17 protein-coding genes are annotated in these 21,341 nt (G+C 52.6%); 10 read left to right on the forward strand and 7 right to left on the reverse strand.

Going from position 1 to position 21,341, the window contains the following annotated elements; genetic code table 11:
* The first annotated feature begins 389 nt into the window (after positions 1-389).
* From GOW48_RS21820 to GOW48_RS21845, 6 genes are all read left to right on the forward strand, one after another.
* Positions 390-2,762, forward strand: a complete 2,373-nt coding sequence (locus GOW48_RS21820) for an autotransporter family protein (RefSeq protein WP_234899420.1) — start codon at positions 390-392, stop codon at positions 2,760-2,762.
* 314 nt (positions 2,763-3,076) lie between these two features.
* Entirely contained in the window at positions 3,077-3,268 is a 192-nt protein-coding gene (locus tag GOW48_RS21825; protein ID WP_170756173.1) for a hypothetical protein, read from the forward strand.
* 36 nt (positions 3,269-3,304) lie between these two features.
* Positions 3,305-4,609 carry a DUF6538 domain-containing protein gene (locus tag GOW48_RS21830; RefSeq protein ID WP_170756174.1) on the forward strand — a complete coding sequence of 435 codons (1,305 nt, stop codon included), beginning with the start codon at positions 3,305-3,307 and terminating at the stop codon, positions 4,607-4,609.
* Positions 4,606-4,779 (forward strand): hypothetical protein, encoded by a 174-nt coding sequence (locus tag GOW48_RS21835; RefSeq protein WP_170756175.1) that lies wholly within the window; start codon positions 4,606-4,608, stop codon positions 4,777-4,779. Before GOW48_RS21830 ends, GOW48_RS21835 begins: the two co-directional genes overlap by 4 nt.
* Positions 4,780-5,196: 417 nt before the next feature.
* On the forward strand, positions 5,197-6,822 hold the full coding sequence (locus tag GOW48_RS21840; protein WP_170560079.1) for a sensor histidine kinase: 1,626 nt from the start codon (positions 5,197-5,199) through the stop codon (positions 6,820-6,822).
* On the forward strand, positions 6,815-8,080 hold the full coding sequence (locus tag GOW48_RS21845; RefSeq protein WP_170560081.1) for a response regulator: 1,266 nt from the start codon (positions 6,815-6,817) through the stop codon (positions 8,078-8,080). The genes GOW48_RS21840 and GOW48_RS21845 overlap by 8 nt, the downstream gene beginning before the upstream one ends.
* A gap of 443 nt (positions 8,081-8,523) precedes the next feature.
* Here GOW48_RS21845 and GOW48_RS21850 read toward each other — a convergent pair whose 3' ends face one another.
* Together GOW48_RS21850 and GOW48_RS21855 are read right to left on the reverse strand one after the other, a co-directional pair.
* Complete coding sequence (locus GOW48_RS21850) at positions 8,524-9,531, reverse strand: hypothetical protein (protein WP_170756176.1); 1,008 nt, start codon at positions 9,529-9,531, stop codon at positions 8,524-8,526.
* A 544-nt stretch (positions 9,532-10,075) separates the two neighbouring features.
* On the reverse strand, positions 10,076-11,929 hold the full coding sequence (locus GOW48_RS21855) for an adenylate/guanylate cyclase domain-containing protein (protein WP_170756177.1): 1,854 nt from the start codon (positions 11,927-11,929) through the stop codon (positions 10,076-10,078).
* A 568-nt stretch (positions 11,930-12,497) separates the two neighbouring features.
* Here GOW48_RS21855 and GOW48_RS21860 point away from each other — a divergent pair.
* On the forward strand, positions 12,498-13,577 hold the full coding sequence (locus GOW48_RS21860; RefSeq protein WP_170756178.1) for a DUF2652 domain-containing protein: 1,080 nt from the start codon (positions 12,498-12,500) through the stop codon (positions 13,575-13,577).
* A gap of 162 nt (positions 13,578-13,739) precedes the next feature.
* On the opposite strand, the gene GOW48_RS21865 is transcribed toward GOW48_RS21860, so the two are convergent.
* From GOW48_RS21865 to GOW48_RS21885, 5 genes are all read right to left on the reverse strand, one after another.
* Complete coding sequence (locus tag GOW48_RS21865; protein WP_170756179.1) at positions 13,740-13,916, reverse strand: hypothetical protein; 177 nt, start codon at positions 13,914-13,916, stop codon at positions 13,740-13,742.
* Positions 13,913-15,217: a DUF6538 domain-containing protein gene (locus GOW48_RS21870; protein ID WP_170756180.1), complete on the reverse strand. Its 1,305-nt coding sequence runs from the start codon at positions 15,215-15,217 to the stop codon at positions 13,913-13,915. Before GOW48_RS21870 ends, GOW48_RS21865 begins: the two co-directional genes overlap by 4 nt.
* 38 nt (positions 15,218-15,255) lie before the next feature.
* Positions 15,256-15,447: a hypothetical protein gene (locus tag GOW48_RS21875; RefSeq protein WP_170756181.1), complete on the reverse strand. Its 192-nt coding sequence runs from the start codon at positions 15,445-15,447 to the stop codon at positions 15,256-15,258.
* A complete protein-coding gene (locus GOW48_RS21880) occupies positions 15,440-15,607 on the reverse strand; it encodes a hypothetical protein (RefSeq protein ID WP_170537863.1) in 168 nt (55 codons plus the stop codon). Before GOW48_RS21880 ends, GOW48_RS21875 begins: the two co-directional genes overlap by 8 nt.
* Before the next feature lie 241 nt (positions 15,608-15,848).
* Positions 15,849-16,418, reverse strand: coding sequence for a TetR/AcrR family transcriptional regulator (locus GOW48_RS21885; protein WP_170756182.1), 570 nt, complete (start codon positions 16,416-16,418; stop codon positions 15,849-15,851).
* 125 nt (positions 16,419-16,543) lie between these two features.
* Between GOW48_RS21885 and gntH the strand changes: the two genes are divergently transcribed.
* Genes gntH through GOW48_RS21900 form a run of 3 tightly spaced genes read left to right on the forward strand, consistent with a single transcriptional unit; the run spans position 16,544 to position 20,834 of the window.
* On the forward strand, positions 16,544-17,737 hold the full coding sequence (gene gntH, locus GOW48_RS21890) for a guanitoxin biosynthesis MBL fold metallo-hydrolase GntH (RefSeq protein WP_170756183.1): 1,194 nt from the start codon (positions 16,544-16,546) through the stop codon (positions 17,735-17,737).
* A gap of 54 nt (positions 17,738-17,791) precedes the next feature.
* Positions 17,792-19,558: a hypothetical protein gene (locus GOW48_RS21895; RefSeq protein WP_170756427.1), complete on the forward strand. Its 1,767-nt coding sequence runs from the start codon at positions 17,792-17,794 to the stop codon at positions 19,556-19,558.
* On the forward strand, positions 19,551-20,834 hold the full coding sequence (locus GOW48_RS21900; RefSeq protein ID WP_170756185.1) for a HupE/UreJ family protein: 1,284 nt from the start codon (positions 19,551-19,553) through the stop codon (positions 20,832-20,834). Before GOW48_RS21895 ends, GOW48_RS21900 begins: the two co-directional genes overlap by 8 nt.
* Positions 20,835-21,341 lie beyond the last annotated feature (507 nt).

The following is a 21,341-nucleotide window of genomic DNA, read 5'->3' on the forward strand; positions in this document are numbered from 1 at the left end:
GCCCCAAGTGCCTGCTGTCGTTCCATGTTCTGAAGGACTGGCTGGGGTGGTAGGAATCCTTGCTGTCCGATGATTGTTATCGGCTTTTCAGCGAAGCCCGAGAAACTGGGGCGGTTTCGGGGGCATTTTGGCTGCTAGAGAGGCTGCCAACTAGACCGCTAGAGGGCCGTCCACTGGCGCGGACGACCCACTGACGAGTCGTTCCGGGTGCTGAAGACTGGTTGCTGGTGCTGGCGGGTTGGGGCGGAGCGGATGTTCAATCCTAATGCAGCGAACTGCCGCTTCGAGCCCAAAGCAGTCAATCGTTCAACTTTTTTAAGCACGCCAAAAGACTCACGGTGTATCACATTTGGGTGTACTCTCGCCGATGGAATAAGAGGAGAAAGGTGATGGAAACAAAGAGCTCGGCACCGACGGCACAACATGCTCAGCGTTCAGTTTTCATTAATTCAACACTGGGAGCCTTGGCTTTTGTGCTGGTGACGGACGACGCGCAAGCTCAAAGCTCGCAAGCCTGCGTAGAATTGGGTTCTCCTCGGATAGAGTACTCTTCTGGATCTGAAAGCACTCGCGTCAATCAAACAATCTCAACGACGGAACGCACGTGTCTTCCGATCCCAAACGGGCCCATTACAGGACTAACAATTGGAAACTCCTCAATCACGTCCTCAGGTGAAATTGAGTTGTACGTTCCTGGCCAAAATACCGTTCCAAGCAATGCTTCAGTTTTAACTCTTCTGAATGTTGATGTCGCGGCGGGCAGCGGAGACTTTGTTTCCCGAGAAGCCTTGGCGACAAACATCAACGGGAAGCTCCGAGTGAACCTCATTGGAACGTCGATCGGTTCCGGCAGATCAATGACATTCGCTCCATTCAACGGGGCTAATATCGACCCCACTGAAGTCTACTTCCAGTCTGACCGACCGTTAACCTATGACAACCTGACTGTTATGGGGGCGACCGAGGTGGTTTTCGGGGCGTATTTTATCCAAACCCGGATTGCAGAGGCTTCTGACTTCACGCTGACGAATAGTTCGATTTCTTCGACCAGCGATATGGCGATAGCCGCAGGTACAACCGTTCGGCTTGATGCGGCAAGCAGTTTGAACACCGTAAATTTTGAGAACTTTGGCACGCTGGCCGGAACGGGAACCGTGAACGCATTCAACTTCACAGTTAAAAACGGCGGGGTGCTTTCGCCAGGCTTTTCAATTGGTACACTCAACAACAGTGGCGGAATCGCGTTTGAAACTGGGTCACGGCTCTTAACTGAAGTCGATCCGACGGCCGGGCAGAAAGCTGACTTGGTGTCATCCAGCGGGCCAGTTACAGGAATTAACCGCGCCACAATTCAAGTAGAGGCTGCCCAACCTGGTCTGACTGCACAAGATTATGCTGCTGGCAACAATTACACTGTTTTTCGGGCTTCCAGGTTCGATGGAGACTCACCGACGCTTGTTGCTGGAGGTTCTCTTCCTGCGTTGTCTAATTTGACGATAGCCAACACGCCGACCACAGATGGTCAGATTGATATAGCATTCACGGCACAACCGGTCGCAAGCTTACCTCAGAACCCAGCAGTTACCAATTCGCCAAATGCCAGCAATCTGGCTGGCGCGGTGGCCAACACCACAAACATGTCACCCGGAACCAATCTGACCAATGGGTCAACCTTGGGTAATGCCGTAAACACGCTTACCAATTCAGGTCTGGCAGGGTTTAACCGTGTGCACGCGGAGCCTTATTCCTCCAACTTGACCATTGGGCTTGAGCAATTAGACCTGATAACCAACACAGTTTTGAGCCACGCTGACTGCCGCAAGTATCAAGCGGTCGGCTTCAGCAACAAGGATCAACCCGTTGCAGCAGGCGACATCGACACGGCCCATAGCCCGAGTGGCGCAATCGACTGTTCTGATCGGCGCTGGTGGATCGACACGGCCTATGTGAACGGGGACGTTGAGGGAAATAACGGCCTTGGCACATTCGACTATTCGCTGGGCACCATTTTGGTCGGAGCGGATGTTGCAAGTACCGATAGAGGTGTGGTCGGAGTGTATGCAGGCTTCGGGACGTCCTCCATGGATGAGCACGATCAAGTCGATCAGGACTTTTCGACCGACAGCTATCACGTGGGTGTCTATGGGCGTACAACAACCGGAACGTGGGAGTTCTCTGGGCTGATCGGTTACATGTTCGGCGAAACGGACGCCAACCGGAATAACCCTTCTGTTGATGCTTTTACGGGAGGCGAGGCAAAGTCTGATTTGGACCAAGAAGGAATTCACGCCGGTATCCAGGCACGGAAGTTGTTTAACCTGGACAGCGGTGCAAGGGTCTCTACGGTTTTTGGATTGAACTACGGGCGTATTCAACAAGGTTCAGGCACAGAGACTGGCGGTGGTGATTTCAACTACTCAATTGAAAAAGCGAACGCAGAGTCCCTGGTCGCTTCCATTGGAGTTGATTATCAACGCGACTTCTTGACAGAGAGTGGTTTGCTAACCCCAATCGCCTTTGCCCGGTATGAATATGACTTCTTTGCAAACAAAGACAGTGAGCACGAAATCACTGTAACGAGCCCGATATTTGGCACGTTCACACAAGTCGGACAAAACCGAGGGGCAAATGGCTTCGTGCTTGGTCTGGGGCTAGGGTATCAGATTTCTGATCTGGCCAGACTAACGGCAGGATATGGCTATTCAGTTCGCTCCAACGGCCAAGAGCATGGCCTCGGTGCAAACTTAAGCGTTCGGTTCTGATAAGGCAGTACGGTTGTTTTTCCTTTAGGCAGGAAACTGGTCGACCCTTCGTCTGCAAACCTGCCATCCGCGCGGAAAACCTGAACGTCCACCTCCGTCAAAACTGAGCAACCTCCTGCATCTAAATAAAGAAGCAACTGCAGGAGTTTGATCCATGAAGTACCTGTCTGCCCTCGGCGTTCTCGTCGGGGGTTTTCTTTTACACCCACCGCCCAAGGCCGTCCTGACGACGATGCTCTGGGTGGTCTCTCGGTCCCATCCCGCTGTCTCCGCGCTGGTTTTGCTGGCGGTTCTCTGGACGTGGAGGTCCGACGATGGCTGAGCTGGAGCTAAACCCCGGTGACGTCGTGGTTGTCCGCGCCTTCGATGACGTCCCTGAACATCTGTTCCGCGTGGAAGAGGTGTTTGAAGACTGCGTGACCGGCTTTGCTGTCACCGGCCCTCTGGCTGGATCCTACGGTGAACCGGCACTCGAGATGATCGTCAGACTCGTCTCAACCAACTGAACTCATCCCAATTCTAAACCTGAAAGGAGGAGACTCATGTCTGCTCACATTCGCTATGCCTATCTGAAGGGCCATACGTGGCTCTATAGACGTAACTATCCCGTTGACGTGGCTCTCGCGCTGGGCGCTCAGGCGCTGAAGCAGAGCCTCAAGACCAGTGACCGCAACACCGCCCGCGTCCGAGCCGCTGAAGTCAATGCCCGGTTCGAGACACTGGTGGACCAGGTTCGGTCGCAAGCTGAAGATGCCCTGTCTGCCCCAGAGAGCACCGCTGACGTTCCTGATTGGGTCGACCAGCCAGAGTCGTCTCTCGTCCGTCTCCGGGCCACTCTGGAGGACTCTGGATGCACTCTGGAGCGGTCCAGCTTCGCCAGACCGTCAGCGCCGGTGAAAGTGCCCGTTCGTGACCTGAGCCGAGCCTATCTGAACAAGCGGAGTAACGAGCTACGACCCAGCGGATTTAAATCGGTCCGATACTCTGTTGGGTTATTCGCCAGTCGATACGGCGACCAGTCGGTTTGCAGCCTGACCAGAGCAGATGGAAGAGAGTTTCTGTCCGCAATAGCCCAACTGTCTCCAATGATCGGCAAGTCAGAGCGAACCCGTGGGCTGACCCTGGAACAACTGGTTGAGTTCTCGTCTCGGGGATCGGTGACTATTTCAGCCAGAACCCAGCGGCGTATCTGGTCTCAGGTCAATCACTTCCTCGACTGGGTGGTCTATGAGGGGCATCTGGAACAGAACCCCTTCAGAACTGTTCTCTTCGACCGGAAAGTACGTCCTCAACCCTATGCAGTTCCGACTGACGATGAAGTCGTGCGCTTGCTGGGAGCCAAAGACCGAGAGTTACATCCGGTTCTGCTGACCTGTCTACTGTCAGGAATGCGAGCGGGGGAAGCGGTTGGGTTACTCCGGGAAGACCTCGTAGCCAAGGGCAATCTCGGTTGCTTCGTTCATGTTCAGCCCAATGAGTTAAGACTGCTGAAGATCGACGCGGCGGAGAGACTGGTTCCGGTTCATCCGGTGCTAGACGATACGTTCCGACAGCTGCCTAGCCATGGTCCTCTGTTCCCTGACTTGACGGTGGCGCACGTCACAAAGGGGTTTGCGAGACTACGACGTCGGTTGGGACTGGAGCGACCGGGACTGGTGTTTCACTCGACCCGCAAGTGGTTCATTACTCAGTGCGAGCGAACGGGTGTTCCTGAGCACTTCACGGCTTCTCTGGTCGGTCACCAATCGGCGCGGTCGGAGAACGGGATCACCTACGGGATTTACTCGGCTGGCATCAGTGACGAGCAGCGCCGGTCGATCGTCGATCAGATAAGACTTCCAGCATGAGTTTCCCTGACATTGATGCGTTCGAGGAGCGAGCTGCTATCGCCGAGTTCGATGGCGGGTGCACCCGTAAGGCAGCGGAAGATCTGGCTGCTCAAGCTCAGGGGTTCTGTAATGCTGAAGCCTACTGGCAATGGCTGGCTGACTATGTCGTCAACCGAAGACCACCCTGACACCTAACCCTCGGCGGCCCTTAGCGGGTTGCCGGGGGCGCTCACTTTGTTTTCTTTTTGTTGAAGTGGACGTTGGTTGAAGGCTGGCTGAATGAACGTACTGCGGACTTTCCAGTCGATCGACCAGCGTAGAGCGATTGGCGCACCCGCCGAAAGAAGAGCTGGAGTAGGATACAAAGTGCTCAGCCAGCAACCCGCATTGCTGTCACTAGCAGCAATTGCTGAGCTCTAAATACAGCTAACATCAGGATGCTCGCAATCCTATCGCCGAAGACTGCAAAGTTTCCGCTTGTTGAGCACTTACTGCTGTCGCGTAATTGCTTGTTGCAGGGCGGTAGTCTGAACGCCTTCCCACGCTCGCCACAATATGATCTATCATGCAGCGTCCATTGCCAAAGGATGTTGAAGGGAAGCGTTATGACAGCGATAAGTTTTGCTGATTGGGGAGCTATCGCTGACCGGCCAGACAGCTCTCGCGAAGAAAGGCTTCAACACCGTTTTTTGATCGCTACGGGTCTCGTCATGTCTGGAGGTGGCCTTCTTTGGGGAGCGGTGGCGTCGGGAATGGGTCTGTATCTGCAAAGCCTCGTTCCTTTCGGGTATGTGGTTTTGACAGCGATCAACTTTGGCGCATTGCGGCGCACCAAGAACTTCAAATTCGCACGGGCCTTTCAGATTTTCATCAGCATCCTGTTGCCGTTTGTATTTCAATGGTCGTTGGGAGGTTTGGTGGCTTCTGGTGGCACAATGCTTTGGTCAATGCTCTGTCTCACAGCAGCTCAATCTTTTGGCGGACGCATTATGTCCCGTTTATGGTTGGGTTTTTTCGTTTTATTGGTTTTTGTGTCTCTGATTATTGAGGTCAACAACCCGCCGCCTCTGCACCTTTTCCAGGACGCTGAACTTATAAAGATCCCTTTATACTTGTTCACAATGAACTTTCTTGCAGTATCGCTTGCCATATTCGTGCTTGTTAGCTTTTTCATGCGTCTAAGGAGGCAAATGGGGCAAGCTCTGGAAAGACGAAACACGGCTTTGGCGCAATCGCGGGAGGCTTTGGTTCAAAGCGAAAAAATGGCTGCGGTGGGCGAGTTGGTTGCAGGCGTCGCGCATGAGCTCAACACACCACTAGGAGCAATTCGGGCATCGAATGACAATCTGAGCCGAGCTATCAAAAACATCCTAACGGGTTGGCCCGAACTGAATGATGCAAGTAACAAGCAGGAACTCGCAGGCGTTACGAGCTTGATGAGGGTCATCGAAACAAGTGAAGGCGAGCTGACGACCAGAGAAGAAAGGCAAGTACGAAAGAGCTTGGCGGTCAAATTGGCTGATCTTGGATTTCAGGATGCAACCCAGAAAAGTTCTGAGTTGGTTGAGATTGGTCTACGCGATATCGACCTTGATCAAGCAAGTGTCTTGCGCAGCAATCGTTGGCCCTTGGTCTTTGCCCAGCTGCGGTCTTTTGCGAGCCTTAATCGGAACTGCAACACAATCAAAATGGCCGCTGAACGGTCATCCAAAATCGTCTTTGCGCTCAAGAATTACGCGCATCCCGGCACCAAGGGCGAGTTCACTAATGGGTCTGTCGCAGAGAACCTAAATACCGTTCTTACGCTTTATCAAAATCTAATCAAACGCGGCGTTCGTGTTGTTACAAGATACGATGTAGACACCGTTATTTCGGCAGATCATGACGCCCTAAACCAAGTATGGACAAACCTTATCCACAACGCGCTGCAGGCCATGGATTATGACGGCACATTGACTTTGGAAGCCCGGATGAATTCCGAAGAGCTCATCGTAAGTGTTGAAGATACCGGGTTTGGAATCTCGCCTGATCGGATCGATAGAATATACGAACCATTCTATACGACCAAAGAGATCGGCGAAGGTACGGGCCTTGGTTTGTCCATCAGCATTGATATTGTACGTCGCCATGGCGGCACGATGACGGTGAACAGCACACCCGGCCAAACAGAGTTTACAGTGCGGATTCCAAGGGTGCAAAAACAAGAGCAGGAAGAATTGACGGATGGATGAATTAGTACGCTTGGGCGAGCACTTGAAGGGCCGCCCTACATTGCTATGCGTCGACGATGAACGGATCGTTCTGACCAGCCTGCAAGAGCAACTGCGAAACTCGTTGCCTCAAGTGACCATTGAAATCGCCGAGTCAGGAGAAGAGGGCCTCGAAGTATTGGAAGATTTGATGACAGACGGCGTTGCTGTACCCGTTGTTGTCTCGGATCAGCTTATGCCTGGTATGCGAGGAGAAGAGTTTCTGGCTAAGGTTCACGAGCGTTCGCCAAGTACTCTCAATATACTTCTCACCGGACAAGCCACAGCGGACGCAGTTGGTGCTGCGGTCAATCAGGCGCGTCTGTATCGGTACATTGGCAAACCCTGGGCAGAAAATGATCTGACCCTGACTGTAAGCGAGGCCATCCGCTCCTGGGCCAGCTCAGTTGCACTCAAACTGAAAGACGAGGAGTTGCGCGACACGCATGAAGCGAGTTTGCGATTTGTGCCACAGGAGTTTCTGAATGTTCTGGGTAAAGATCGACTGATGGACGTGCGCGAAGGATTGTCTGTCGAAAGCTCAATGCAAGTAGTTTTCGCAGACATGCGCTCCTATTCTACGATTGCATCAAGTCTGGGCCCGAAGCCCGCTTTCGATCTCTTGAATGAGTTCGTGAACATCCTTGAACAGGAGTTTCGCGCTACAGGCGGGTTTATTAGCGGCCTCGAAGGAGATGGTGTGCTGGCCCTTTTTTCAAGCAACGCCGACGATGCCGTGCTAGCGAGCATCAATGCTCACAAAAAGCTCATTGAACGCGGCCAAAACGGCAAGAACGAACCACTGTTTGAGATGGGGTCGGCTGTTCACTCTGGTACACTCATTATGGGGACCGTAGGAAACAGCGAACGCTTAAAATGCGATGTCGTCGGTGATCCTGTTAACTTTTGCGCCCGTTTGGAGAGTGCGACGCGAACCCTGGAAACACCCATGCTGATCTCTGACCGTGTCGCGTCAGAGTTGGCTGGAGACATGCAGCTTCGCCGGATTCCTGGTTTGAAGATCAAAGGGCGATCGGAAACGGCAACGGTTTTTGAAGTCTTAGATGCATTGCCCGAAGAATTGACTGCGGCACGCATACGGACGCTCGAAAAATTCAATGAAGCGATGGCGCATTTTGAGAATGGCGATGCCCCAATGGGACGTCTTTGTCTTTCTCAGGTTGCGGAACGTGATCCGAGCGACAAAACGGCACAAAATCTTCGTGGTTTGTTTCAGTAAAGTTTTGCAGCACCTCGCTTGGAAACTTCACTGCTATGAGCGGGCCCTAGCCCCAGCCAGCCAAACCCCCAACCGCCAGCACCAGCGACCAGTCTTCAGCCCCCGGAACGACTCGTCAGCGGTCGTCCGCGCCAGTGGACGGCCCTCTAGCGGTCTAGTTGGCACCCGCTAACGACCTCTCTAGCAGCCAAAATGCCCCCGAAACCGCCCCAGTTTCTCGGGCTTCGCTGAAAAGCCGATAACAATCATCGGACAGCAAGGATTCCTACCACCCCAGCCAATTTCCCGTAAGTATTTGATTTTACTAAATAAAAATGTTGCGGGATCCCGCAACAATCCCGCAACAATTTTGATGGCTCCGTTACACGAATTCCAACGTGTCCACCCGTCAGGCGACTCGCAGACGTGAGGTTGAAAACTACAATCGAATTCTGTGGATCAGATCAGAAGAACGGCTCATCGTTGATTGAAGATGGCCTAATATCGAATTCAAAACCAAACTTCGCAATAGTGCTGTTCAGCACGTCAACGAACCAAGACGGAGCGAACGGAGAGATGACAATGCCGTCGATGAGATTCCTCAATTCACATTTAAGGACCTGTCCGTTGCTTGGTTCGTTTCGATCATTCTGTAAGACAATTCTAATCTCTCGCTCATGGCTTAGTGATTGGCGCTTACAAAAAATCCGCTCGGACTGAATGGACGCGTAGCGTTTGCGAAAATCTAAGTAATGAACACGACCCACAATCGCTTGGTCGCTGTTAGATGCCGCCTCCCAAAGGTTTCCAACAGTGCTTTGGATTGCAAGGCCAGTTTCCGACGGCGGAGAATAGAGTTGCCAAAGTACTTCGGACTCGTCGTCGTTTTCATGCCAGCAATTCACCAACGATTTACGAACATGGGTCGAGGTCGCTTTGATCGACTTCAATAGGCGATGAGCCTCCGCTTCGACTTCCTGATCTGACAATTTCGGCGGTGTGTATCCCGGAGGTGCGGTTGTTACAGCTTGTCTAAAAAAATCTAAGTAGTAATTATCCCAGATTGTCTCGCGATCAGCCAGTCCAATGGCGCCCTCAAATGGGTCGCTAAAATTCTCAGCGGTGGTGAAATAAAGTCCCTGTTGCATTAGCATCGCAACGAACTTTGTGAAATCCATGTAGCGCCAGACTTTCGAACTGTCGGGCGCTGATAAGTTCAAAGTGCCCGTCCAATAGACTGGGGTAGCAAGGTGAGCGAGTCGATCTGAGCAGCAAGCGCCGACGAGAAGCTCTTTTTTGTTTTCGTCGTAGCCAGCAAAGACAGGTCTGCCTTGAGGCGTATTTCGACCACAAGATACGCATGTGTTCCATTGCTGCGTCATCATGCGGCGAAGTCGATGTGTGATCCTCCCATCAGATTTTAGCCGGTCAAATACCGCTTGGTCTTCTGGTTGAATATTGATGTCGGACAATGAACCGGCCTCGATCTCTATAATTGTGAATGCTTAGAACCTCACTCTGGAGAAATGAAATGTCTAGCGCTGTTCACCCGCATCCAACCAATTTTCCCATTCGAAGAGCTACAATTGATCCCGCAACAAATCCCGCAACATTTTCTTGCAAAATATCCACTAACTCATTGTTTTAATTTAGCTTTAAAAAACCTTAAATCCTACCACCCCAGCCAGTTCATTCATGCATGGAATGACGACAGGCTCTTGGGGCTAAACCCTCCGAGAAATGCCCCCGTTTATGCCCCAGTTGTTTCGGGTGTTACGGGTGGTGAGGGTGGGCCCTCAGAGGTCGTTGAAGGCCCATGCCACGGGTTATAGTCGATCGCGATCGACCCCGTTCGCCCAGTAGTCCCAATCGTCGCGCTTGTTATCTGCCGCCGACCCCTCAATCAGGTCCTCAGGACGGACGCAGCGCTCGTTATGACAGCGATGGCGAACCACCGTCGCCTGATCGATCACCGCCCGGTTAACCACGCAGCAAACGAACCGCGCAGAGGCCACTTTATGGCTGGTTCAATACCAGCGAATATATTTCTACTAACTCTTCTCTTCCGCGAAGTTTATGCGCGCCAACGCGCTCAAATTCTATTGGGTCGACCAATGCGCTTCGCACTGAACTGGAAACAAGAATATTCACTTCGCCGTTTGCATTGCCCAGAACTCTTCCGGCTTCCTCTAGCCGTTGGGCGACATTCACCGCGTCTCCAACTACGGTATAGCTGAGCCTCCCTTCGCTACCGATATTTCCGACGACCACGCGACCGATGTGGATACCTATGCGCAGCCTAACTGAATATGCTAAGCCCACATCTACTCGCCTATGTTGATTGTAGTCCGCAATCCACTTCCCGATATCAATCGCCGCGTTGCAAGCCAAGTCGGCCGCATCGTCTTGATGTTCCAGAGCACCCCAGATCGCCATCACAGAGTCTCCAATAAATTTGTCGATGGTACCACGGTTATTTTGGATACAGCTGGCCAACCCTGCAAAATGATCATTCAGAAACGATGCCGTTTGAGGAGCTGTGAGATGTTCCGACAATGTCGTAAACTCAACAATATCTGTGAACATAATAACCACGTCTCGGTGGGAAGACTTTGTCTGCTTCCCTGCGTTTTGACGCATTAATTGTCTTACCAACCGTTTTGGCACATAGAGTTCAAACCAGCGCAGACCCTCGAGCATGAAATTGTACGAGCGTGCCGCCTCATCCAATTCCCGGAAAAAGGATCCTTCGATCTCATCGACATTCGAAATGTCGAGATCATGCACTCGCTTCGCACTGTCCGACAAGCGGCGCACGGGTTTGGCAATTTCCTGACCAATTAAAGCCGCCACTCCGGCCGATATAACCGCCATGACAAGGCAGAATATGATGGCCCATTTCAAACGAGCCGCTTCCGCAATAATGTCGTGGGTTTCAAAGTAAGTAGCTACGGTAAGTGGCTGAACACCATAGTCAGATAACTCTTCAAAGAATATGACAAACTCCCAATCAGCGTAGGCAACAAAACGAGTATTCGCTCCGGTTAGAAAATACTTCGCGACACTAAATCGGTCATTCGGCTGCCACATTGCTGAAACAATTGGATCGGCAAAACGGTCTTGTTGTGGAAGTGGTACAGCACGGTTCAAACCGGCATAACCAAACGCCATAAGTGGGTGGGCTAAAACAGCGTCCCTACTGTACAGAATGAAGACGTTTGCACCGAATTCCATTTCCTGATCAGCCAAAAATTCAGATAATTTTATGACTGAAACCCAAACTGACAGGACACCGACTATCGTACCTTTCTGAATGACTGGCCTTTGGTAACTCAGTACAGATTGGCCGTATTCTTCACGCCAGAGAATTTTGCCCCAATGAGCTTTTCCTGAATCAATTGAATCGTCAATAAGGTGTCGCAGGTCGATATCGTCTCCAAGTTTCGAGAATATGGGAAGCGTCTCGTCTTCGGTACGTTCAACACCTGTCAGGACTTGCCGTCTGTCTATGAATTGTATCCGAAGAATTTGAGGGGTCGCTGAAACGGCACCAAGCAATAGGCTAACGAATTCTTCAGAACCGTCCGGTTCAACTTCCCCCGAAGAAATCTTGCTCGCGATAAAATCGATCTGATCTGAAGCTGCGGTTAGATAACGCTCCACTTGTTGACGTTGCGTACCAATTATGAGCTGAGCCTTTTGTGTGAGCAACTCTGAGGTGTTGCGATAGCCAACGACTAACCCCACGCCCAGTACACCAGCTACTGAAGTGAGAACAAAGAAACCCAGCCCAAGCGCCAAAGCGACTGACATCGAGGCATGCCATTCGCTGCCATTCCCTTGGGATGTATTTCCTTTTAGATCCCCCATGACATGCCCCGTGAACGAGACTATCTATTGGTGTAATTCGTCAGATTATATGCAAATTCTTATTTTTTGAAAGTTCTGCTTGTAAGATTGAGCCGTGGCATGGGCCTTCAACGACCTCTGGGGGCCCACCCTCAACAACCGTAACACCCGAAACCATTGGGGCATAAACGGGGGCATTTCTCGGAGGGTTTAGCCCCAAGAGCCTGTCGTCATTCCATGCATGAATGAACTGGCTGGGGTGGTAGGAATCCTTGCCGCCCGATGATTGTTATAAGCTTTTTAGCGAAGCCAGAGAAACTGGGGCGGTTTCGGGGGCATTTTGGCTGCTAGAGAGGCTGCTAACTAGACCGCTAGAGACCCGTCCACTGGCGCTGAGACGACCGCTGACGATCGGTTCCGTGTGCTGAAGACTGGTCGCTGGTACTGGCGGTTGGGTGGGGCCGGCCGGACGTTCATGTCTAGTGCAGCGAAGGATTGCTCTGAGCCCGATGCAGGCATGATTGTTGTTTGAGTAAAATTTCCAACTAAGATGAGCGCACTGTATCTTTTTCTCGATCAGGGGGAGCCAATGACAACAACGCACACAGGTTATTTGCTGATTGCAGATGTCACCGGCTACACACAATTCCTGACATCTACGGAAATGGATCATGCCAATCCCATCTTGCAATCTCTGCTGGGAGCATTGCTTGAGCAAGTTGGAGACCCACTGCACTTTTGGAAAACTGAAGGCGACGCCGTTTTGGCCTATTCGACGCGACAGGATTTCCCATCAGGAGAGACGTTTCTCACTATCTGCGAAAATCTTTACAACGCATTTGCGCTCCGGCGACAGGACATAATCGCCAACACGACATGTCCATGCCGTGCTTGCGCCAATGTCGGCAATCTGGATCTCAAAATAATCGTTCATCACGGTCAATTCGATGAAATGCAATTGGGTCCGACCAAAGACATATCCGGGGCCGATGTTATTCTTGTCCACAGGATGACCAAGACTGATGTAACCCAACGTACTGGTATTCGCAGCTATGCCTTGTTCAGCGATGCGGCCGCAAATGCCATGGACGTCGGCGATGTTATGGAGCCTTTTTCGCAGGATTTTGAACATTTCGGCGAAGTCGATATGAAGGTCTATGATTTGGCTAAATCATGGGAAAAACTACGAGCTACTCGCGATCGCTATTTCCTCAACGAAGAAGATGGTGTGTGGACGTTCCGATACCATTTTAATGCCCCTATTGCAGTAGTTTGGGAGGCTCTCGTTGCTCCCGAGCACAAGCAAAATTGGATGGACCGGATCAAGACTGTAACAGTCGATAACCCGAATAGACGTCTTGGCCCAGGGTCCGACTATCATTGCGCTCATGAACTAGCGGACTTTTTTTACCGAGTTACAGATTGGGAACCGTTTGACTATTTTTCAACGCGTATTCAAGATCCTGCTCGTCCGAGTATAAGTCTACCTGAGACGTACCACCTGACGGAAACAGAAGATGGAACTAACCTGCGTTATACGATGGGAGTGGCAACGGATACCGACGGGACTCGTTCGGAAATCTCCGAACAAGAGGCTTCAGCGTTTTTGGCGGATTTCTGGGCCGCGTCATTTCCTGAGATGGACAGGCAAGTCAGTCAGTCAAAATAACTACAAAATGCCCACAACTCGAAGTGGCTGAATTTTGTAATTTCAGGGTCGGCTTCGTCCGCAACTCGATCATTCAGTCCCCTTGGACCAACGTCCGCTTCAACAAAAAGAAAGCAAAGTGAGCACCCCCGGCAACCCGCTAAGGGCCGCCGAGGGTTCTATTTATGAGGGTGGTCTGCGGTTAACGACATAGTCAGCCAGCCATTGCCAGTACGCTTCAGCGTCACGGAACCCTTGAGCCCGAGCAGCCAGATCTTCCGCTGCCTGACGGGTGCACCCTCCATCGAACTCAGCGATAGCAGCTCGTTCCTCGAACGCGTCAATGTCCGGGAAGCTCATGCCGGAAGTCTTATCTGGTCAACGATGGACCGACGCTGCTCATCACTAATGCCCGCCGAGTAAATCCCGTAGGTGATCCCGTTCTCGGACCTTGCCGATTGGTGACCAACCAGAGATGCCCTGAAGTGCTCAGGGACACCCGTTCGTTCGCACTGGGTGATGAACCACTTGCGGGTCGAGTGAAAAACTAGTCCCGGTCGTTCCAGACCCAGCCGCCGTCTCAGCCTCGCAAACCCCTTGGTGACATGCGCCACGGTCAGGTTAGGGAACAGAGGACCATGGCTAGGCAGTTGCCGGAAGGTCTCAACAAGCACCGGGTGAACCGGGACTAACCTCTCCGCTACGTCAGCCTTCAGCAGTCGTAGTTGGTTAGGTCGAACATGAACGAAGAAACCGAGATTGCCCTTGGTCACGAGGTCTTCCCGGAGCAGCCCAACCGCTTCCCCCGCTCGCATGCCTGACAGTAGACAGGTCAGCAGAACCGGATGTAACTCTCGGTCTTTGGCTCCCAGCAATCGCACGACTTCATTGTCGGTCGGGACGGCATAAGGCGCTGGGCGCACCTTTCGGTCGAAGAGAACAGTCCGGAATGGGTTTTGTTCCAGATGCCCCTCGTAGACCACCCAGTCGAGGAAGAGATTGACCTGAGACCAGATGCGCCGCTGAGTTCTGACTGTAATAGTCACCGATCCCCGAGACGAGAACGCGACCAGTTGGTCCAGGGTCAGCCCACGGGTCCGTTCCGACTTGCCGATCATCGGAGACAGTTGGGCTATTGCGGACAGGAACTCTCGCCCATCCACTCTGGTCAGGCTGCAAACCGGCTGGTCACCAAATCGACTGGCGAACAACCCGACAGAGTATCGGACCGAATTGAACCCGCTGGGCCGTAGCTCGTTACTGCGCTTGTTCAGATAGGCCCGGCTTAGCTCACGAACCGGCACCTTCACCGGCGCTGATGGCCTGATGAACTTAGACCGCTCCAGATTGCATCCAGAGTCCTCCAGAGTGGCCCGGAGACGGACGAGAGACGACTCTGGCTGATCAACCCATTCAGGAACGTCAGCGGTGCTCTCTGGATTAGACAGTGACTCCTCTGCCTGCGACCGAACCTGTTCCACCAGCGTTTCGAACCGCGCATTGACTTCAGCGGCTCGGACGCGGGCGGTGTTACGGTCACTGGTTTTGAGGCTCCGCTTCAGCGCTTGAGCGCCTAGCGCGAGAGCAACGTCAACGGGATAGTTACGTCTATAGAGCCACGTATGGCCCTTCAGATAGGCATAGCGAATGTGAGCAGACATAGGTCTCCTCCTTTTCTGCTTTGAGTTTTGGGATGGGTTCAGTTGGTTGAGACGAGTCGAACGATCATCTCGAGTGCCGGTTCGCCGTAGGTTCCAGCCAGTGGACCGGTGACCGCAAAGCCGGTCACGCAGTCTTCGAACACCTCTTCCACTCGGAACAGATGCTCAGGGACGTCATCGAAGGCCCGAACGACCACAACGTCACCGGGGTTCAGTTCCAGCTCAGTCATCGTCGGACTTCCACGTCCAGAGAACCGCAAGCAGAACCAACGCAGAGACAGCGGGATGGGACCGAGAAACCACCCACAGCATCGTCGTCAGGACGGCCTTGGGCGGTGGGTGCAAAAGAAAACCCCCGACGAGAACGCCGAGGGCAGACAGGTACTTCATGGATCAAACTCCTGCAGTTTCTTCTTTATTTAGATGCAGAAGGTTGCTCGGTTTTGGCGGGAGCGGACGTTCAGGCTTTCCGCGCGTATGACCGGGTTGTGGGCCGAAGCGGACCTTGATGGTCACAGACTGAACGTCGGCTTCTGGCAGTATTGCGTGAGCTGTTTCTACAGGGCAATTAAAAATTGTCTGTCCGTTTCGAGCAAACTTACAATGCCGGGCAACTTTCTTGTTCTATCTTCTACTTTCCCACAAGAATTGCGTGTTCCCGTTCTATAACCTTTTCCCAATCGCCTTGCGTTTTCAGACCGGTCGAAGAGTCTCCCATTAGCGAAGTGACCATCAGTCTTCCGCGCGCTTTCGCTTCTTCTTTCGAAAACCCGGCCTGTTCAAACATCCAGGCGGCGAAGTGGAACCGTTTGCCGATGGTTCTTTGATACGATTCTTTCACCTTCTCATCGGTGTTCGCCCACACTGAGACAGCGTGATCCGGCAAGGCGGCGTCCTCTTCTATGACCTTTTTCATAAGAAGAAGAATGCGGTCTTCCGGGGGACCGCCAAATGTCTTTGCCTGTGCGATCACTTTGTCAGTCAGTTCCTGCTCCCAATATCTGAGAACCTCATCCAAAAGCTCTCGGACGTTCTTGAAATGCCAGTAAAAGCTACCGCTTGTCAGGTTCAGTCGCTTTGCCATTGGCACAACCTTTATCGCGGAAACGCCGCCCTCATTGAGTACTTTGTAGGCCAGCAATATCCAGTCTTCCTTGGTCGCGGCGTTTCTTGGTGAGTTTCGAGTGATAGATTCTGACATTCAGATTATAGCATTCTTTATTTGACATAGAGCAGTCTATGGACTTACCGTAGAGATGTCTATGGTGAACAGGAGGTTCACGGTTTCGTGTTCTCTTACGAGGCTTCGCTTTGAAGGGGGGATCAATGAATAACTTAATGAAAACCGCAGCCGGCACATTGATGGCATTAGGCATGACGCTGGCTGGCACAGCCACGGCGCAAAACGCCTTGCCGACGGGTCGGAGTGCCACTGAAATCGAAAACGGTGTATACCCCGCGTCTTACTTTCCCAACACTGAAATCCTCGGCGAGGATGAGATGCGTATCACGGCATTGGGTACGGGGATGCCAAACCAAACCAAGGCAGCCGTTTCGATTTCGTTTTATGTGGAACTTGGGAATGGGGACGTCTTTCTGTTTGACGTAGGAACTGGCGCAACGGGAAACCTGTTCTCGCTGCGACCGGACTTCGCAAAGATCGACAAGGTCTTCTTCAGCCATTTGCATGTTGATCACGTTGGAGACTTCATGGGCCTCCACGTTGGGGGTTGGCTTTCAGGTAGATATACCCCGCTCCGCATCTTCGGCCCTTCCGGATCAGAAGATGAACTGGGCACTAAAGCCTATGTTGATGGCATGTCTAAAGCCTATGCTTGGGACTTGGCCACACGTACGGGGGCGCTGCCGGATGATGGCGCCAAGCTCGAAGTCACTGAATTCGATTACATGCAGGAAAACGAGATTGTTTATCAGGAGAACGACGTAACTATCCGTTCCTGGCCTGCTATCCACAGCTTAGATGGCTCGGTAAGTTATTCTCTGGAATGGAATGGGCTGAAATACGTCTTTGGTGGCGATACATACCCTAACAAATGGTATGTAGAATATGCCAAAGGGGCGGACCTCGCTTCTCACGAGGCGTTTCTACCACCGGATGCGCTAGCCCCTTATTTTGGCTGGGACATGAAACAGGCGACTTATGTAGCTACGCGCGTTCACACGGAACCTGCGGCTTTCGGTAAAGTTATGTCCGCTGTCGAGCCACGAATGGCCCTAGGGTATCACTCTGTTCTTTCGCCCGAAAACTATCAGGCAATCCTGGAAGGTGTCCGTTCGACATACGATGGACCGCTCACGCTGGCGCGAGATCTACAGGTGATAAACGTAACTAAGGATCAGATCGTTGTTCGGGAAGCGAGTGTTGACGAATATGCTCTACCACCAGCTGTCAGCGACGAATACATCAATGCACCGCGTTCAAAAGAAAAAGAGCCTTCTGAAAAGGTTCAAGCCGGCAAATGGGATGGTTACACGCCACCGCCAATGCCGGAAAACTAAAGTTCAGGGGTGAACAAAATTCCAATTTGGCGGTATCTGTGCCGATTATTCCTGATGCTGAGCGTGATGGTCTCAAGTGCACTGGCCGTTTCAGCAGATGTCGTTTTGACAAACGGTTCGGAAGTCGCACCCAATGTTGCTGTCCTTCATGTCAAAGATGATGGGGTTTACGTCGACCTTGAGGTCTATGTCGAAGATATTCCGTTCTTTGCGGATATGCTTCCAATCGGTTTGTCATCCGGTTTCGTCGAGGGTGGGCCGGGGGTTGAACAAGAGTCCGATCAAGGTTCTGCCCAAGCCAAAAGTTGGGCGCTGTCTATTGTTGCAAGGGACGGACAGGCCCTACACGCTGAAATCAGAAAGTTAGAATACCGAACGCGCATAGACCGGGCCTCACCGCTTGCAGGTCAGCGCGATCCATTCTCGGGCAAAACTGTCCCCAGCCCGCCAAAAGACCCGCGTGTTCTGTTCGTCGAAGTGTTCTTTCCGTTTCAAAATTCACTTCCCGAAGAGCTGACTATAATGCCTCCAATGCGGGATGGCGAACCTCTGGTGACAATCGGGATGCAGGTTTTTGACCGAGAGGTTCCGGTCACGGATTTCCGCTTTCTGTCAAAGCCAGCAGAGTTAAAGATTCACTTGCCTGACCCTTGGGAAACCCGATTTTCCGCAGCAAGTCTGAATCGAAAAGCGCAGGACGGGACTTCAACCTTTCTTTATATCGAACCCCGAGAAGTTCGACACGAGACGCTGATCCGCCTGCGTGAACTGGCGCCTTGGATTGGTGAAAGCACGGAAGTGGGGCAAACACTTTCGCCACAGCGCAGCGCCTTGATCGTAAACCAGGCGGCGTCCTTCCTGGCTTCACGTAACCCGGTGACAATTGACGGCAAATCAGTGCAACCGTCAAACGTAACCGCAAAGCTCCTCGAACTAACATCGCAGGGATTTCAGGTTGTCGAGCCTGGAAAGGAAGTGTCCGTGAACAATGCGTTTATCGGAGCTATCCTGTCTTTCTCATCGGCAGAAATTCCCGAACAGGTGACAGTAACATGGGATATGTTTGACGAGGAAATTACCCGCGTCGCGACCATTTCAAACGATATCGCCGGGCCGTTCTTTGGGGCTGTGACACCAGCGGATCCACAGTTCCACTGGCGGAACCACTTGCTCCAATACGAAAAAGCATCTGTTATTCAGGTTCCAGTTGAGCGGCAGACGCAGCAGTACCCGGTAGTCGCTTTGATCACTGGGATTGTCAGTGCAGTCTCACTTGGTTTTTTCCTACTGTGCAGAGGCAGAGTTGCAAAGCACGCCAGTTGCGCAACCATGATTGTCGCGGCTTCAGCAACCGTCGCGTTTTCGGGATATTTGCCAGAACTACCTTGGAAGAAGCCTACCCCCCCTGAGCCACAGGTTGCGGAAGATATACTGCGCTCGATGGTCGAAAACTTGAACACGGTGACCCTGGAAACTTCGTCGGCAGCAAGAAAGGCAGAGCTGGCCCACATTGTAACGGCAGCGTCTCTGGGCGACATCGCAACAGAGGTAGAACGTGGTCTCTTAATCCGAACGCCAGGAGGCAGTCTTGCTACAGTTACAGATATTAGGGCCCTGAAAGTAGAGCGCGTTGACCCGACCCTTAAACCGGGTGGATTTAGCACTCTGGCAAAATGGACAGTGAAAGCCCAAGGCGGTCATTGGGGACACGCCCATATACGCGCGGTTACGTTCCGGGTGCTAGCCGAGGTCGTACCTGAGTCAGGGGAGTGGAAGCTGGATGGATTAACTGTAATCGAGGCCCGAGATCCAAATGCATGAGCGTTTAAGACCAAAGATTTTTGCTTTAGGCGCTCTGTTTGTCGGAGTGCTTTTGTCACTGACGCTGTCAGCCTCGGCGCATTTTTTGCTCAACCTCAACGTTCGAATTTCGCATGTCGAGCATTCCGAAGGCGGTCTGCGTGTCTACATCCGTACGCCCATGCCTTATCTGGTTGCGGACAAGGTCGGTGATCAGGATGGTGACGCCTTGCCGAAAGCTGCACCATTCACGACCAATGCCATGAGCGACGGTCAATTGGTCCACTTTGTCGACTTGCAGTCTGCCATGAGCGATCCCAATGGGCTGGGGCAACTCGCCGAAGGTGGGTTGCATCTGTTGGTCGACAATCAGCGCTTAAGAGGAACAGTTAAGTCCGTTCGCTTGCATCGAGTTGGAAATGAGCCCGGATTTGCAACTTTGGCCGAAGCTCAACAGGCCGTGGAAACCGAAACGGCCCTCATGCCACCGCTTTTTGTTGGTGACACAATTGTCGATCTCGTCCTGTATTATGACACAATCGGCCCGGTGCAATCGTACAGCATTGCCAACGTGCTGGACCCCGGCTTGCCGGATCAAGACCAAACGGCCAACCTCATTCTCGACTACGCGTCAGACACACCTCAGATTTTCCGATCTCGGGGTCTGATGACTGAACCATTCGTGATTCAGAAGAAGGGGTATGGAGGATTCCTCAGTTTCGTCTGGGAAGGCATACGACATATCCTCGAAGGTTTGGATCATGTTTTGTTTGTTGTGTGTTTGGTCATTGGGGCGCAAACTCTCCGGGCGCTACTACTGCGTGCAACCGGTTTTACCGTGGGGCATAGCGTAACGCTGTCGCTGGGGTTTTTTGGGTTTGTCCCATCGGGCGCTTGGTTTGTTCCTGCCGTTGAAACCGGGATCGCGCTTTCTATCATTTTTGCAGCCGCAGCGGCGTTTATGACTTCCAAGGACAACGCGCGTTCTGAGGTCACGATGGTGCTTCTGACAACGCTGATTGGTCTCTTGCATGGGCTTGGGTTTAGCTTTGTGTTGCACAAGATCTTGCAGGTCACCTCCCCAAACATCTGGCAAAGCCTACTTGCCTTCAATCTTGGCGTCGAGCTTGGCCAAGTCGCCATTATTCTTGCGCTCTGGCCTGCCTTGATAATGTGTCGACGCGTGAACTCCAGCTTGTGGATGTACCTACGTGTGGGCTTGGCCGGTGGATGTGCGGCTATCGCTTGCTTTTGGACCTTTCAGCGAGTTGCCGAGGTTTATTCCTCGTTGGCTTAAGGTCATTGCGATGGCGCGTGCCGTGATGGTCGCCTGGGAGAAAAGCGGACTTTCGGCTGTTCCGCAGCATAAGACAGATTGGGCTCCAACCGGTCGTTCGCTGCCCTACGCCTTAACGTCCGCCGCCCCAACCCTCCAGCACCAGCGACCAGTCTTCAACCCCCGGAATCGATCGTCAGCGGGTCGTCAGCGCCAGTGGGCGGGTCTCTAGCGGTCTCATCAGCACCCGTCGGCACTAGGAAACGGGTATGCCAGCGGTCGAGAATGCCCCCGAAACCGCCCCAGTTTCTCGGGCTGGTGGGAAAAGCCCAAAACAATCATCGGACTGCAAGGATTCCTACCACCCCAGCCAGATCATCAGAACATGGAACGACAGTAGGCTCTTGGGGCTAGACCCTCCGAGAAATGCCCCCGTTTATGCCCCAGTGGTTTCGGGTGTCACGGGTGCCGAGGGTGGGCCCTCAGAGGTCGTTGAAGGCCCATGCCACGGGTTATAGTCGATCGCGA

Origin of the sequence: Ruegeria lacuscaerulensis (genome assembly GCF_013033355.1) — a bacterium.
GTDB classification, from domain to species: domain Bacteria; phylum Pseudomonadota; class Alphaproteobacteria; order Rhodobacterales; family Rhodobacteraceae; genus Ruegeria; species Ruegeria lacuscaerulensis_A.

What these genes read in the sequence shown, in the direction of transcription:
- GOW48_RS21820 (WP_234899420.1), top strand. Translation starts at nt 390, where the DNA reads ATGGAAACAAAGAGCTCGGCACCGACGGCACAACATGCTCAGCGTTCA.
- GOW48_RS21825 (WP_170756173.1), top strand. Translation starts at nt 3,077, where the DNA reads ATGGCTGAGCTGGAGCTAAACCCCGGTGACGTCGTGGTTGTCCGCGCC.
- GOW48_RS21830 (WP_170756174.1), top strand. Translation starts at nt 3,305, where the DNA reads ATGTCTGCTCACATTCGCTATGCCTATCTGAAGGGCCATACGTGGCTC.
- GOW48_RS21835 (WP_170756175.1), top strand. Translation starts at nt 4,606, where the DNA reads ATGAGTTTCCCTGACATTGATGCGTTCGAGGAGCGAGCTGCTATCGCC.
- GOW48_RS21840 (WP_170560079.1), top strand. Translation starts at nt 5,197, where the DNA reads ATGACAGCGATAAGTTTTGCTGATTGGGGAGCTATCGCTGACCGGCCA.
- GOW48_RS21845 (WP_170560081.1), top strand. Translation starts at nt 6,815, where the DNA reads ATGGATGAATTAGTACGCTTGGGCGAGCACTTGAAGGGCCGCCCTACA.
- GOW48_RS21855 (WP_170756177.1), bottom strand. Translation starts at nt 11,929, where the DNA reads ATGGGGGATCTAAAAGGAAATACATCCCAAGGGAATGGCAGCGAATGG.
- GOW48_RS21860 (WP_170756178.1), top strand. Translation starts at nt 12,498, where the DNA reads ATGACAACAACGCACACAGGTTATTTGCTGATTGCAGATGTCACCGGC.
- GOW48_RS21865 (WP_170756179.1), bottom strand. Translation starts at nt 13,916, where the DNA reads ATGAGCTTCCCGGACATTGACGCGTTCGAGGAACGAGCTGCTATCGCT.
- GOW48_RS21870 (WP_170756180.1), bottom strand. Translation starts at nt 15,217, where the DNA reads ATGTCTGCTCACATTCGCTATGCCTATCTGAAGGGCCATACGTGGCTC.
- GOW48_RS21875 (WP_170756181.1), bottom strand. Translation starts at nt 15,447, where the DNA reads ATGACTGAGCTGGAACTGAACCCCGGTGACGTTGTGGTCGTTCGGGCC.
- GOW48_RS21880 (WP_170537863.1), bottom strand. Translation starts at nt 15,607, where the DNA reads ATGAAGTACCTGTCTGCCCTCGGCGTTCTCGTCGGGGGTTTTCTTTTG.
- GOW48_RS21885 (WP_170756182.1), bottom strand. Translation starts at nt 16,418, where the DNA reads ATGTCAGAATCTATCACTCGAAACTCACCAAGAAACGCCGCGACCAAG.
- gntH (WP_170756183.1), top strand. Translation starts at nt 16,544, where the DNA reads ATGAATAACTTAATGAAAACCGCAGCCGGCACATTGATGGCATTAGGC.
- GOW48_RS21895 (WP_170756427.1), top strand. Translation starts at nt 17,792, where the DNA reads ATGCTGAGCGTGATGGTCTCAAGTGCACTGGCCGTTTCAGCAGATGTC.
- GOW48_RS21900 (WP_170756185.1), top strand. Translation starts at nt 19,551, where the DNA reads ATGCATGAGCGTTTAAGACCAAAGATTTTTGCTTTAGGCGCTCTGTTT.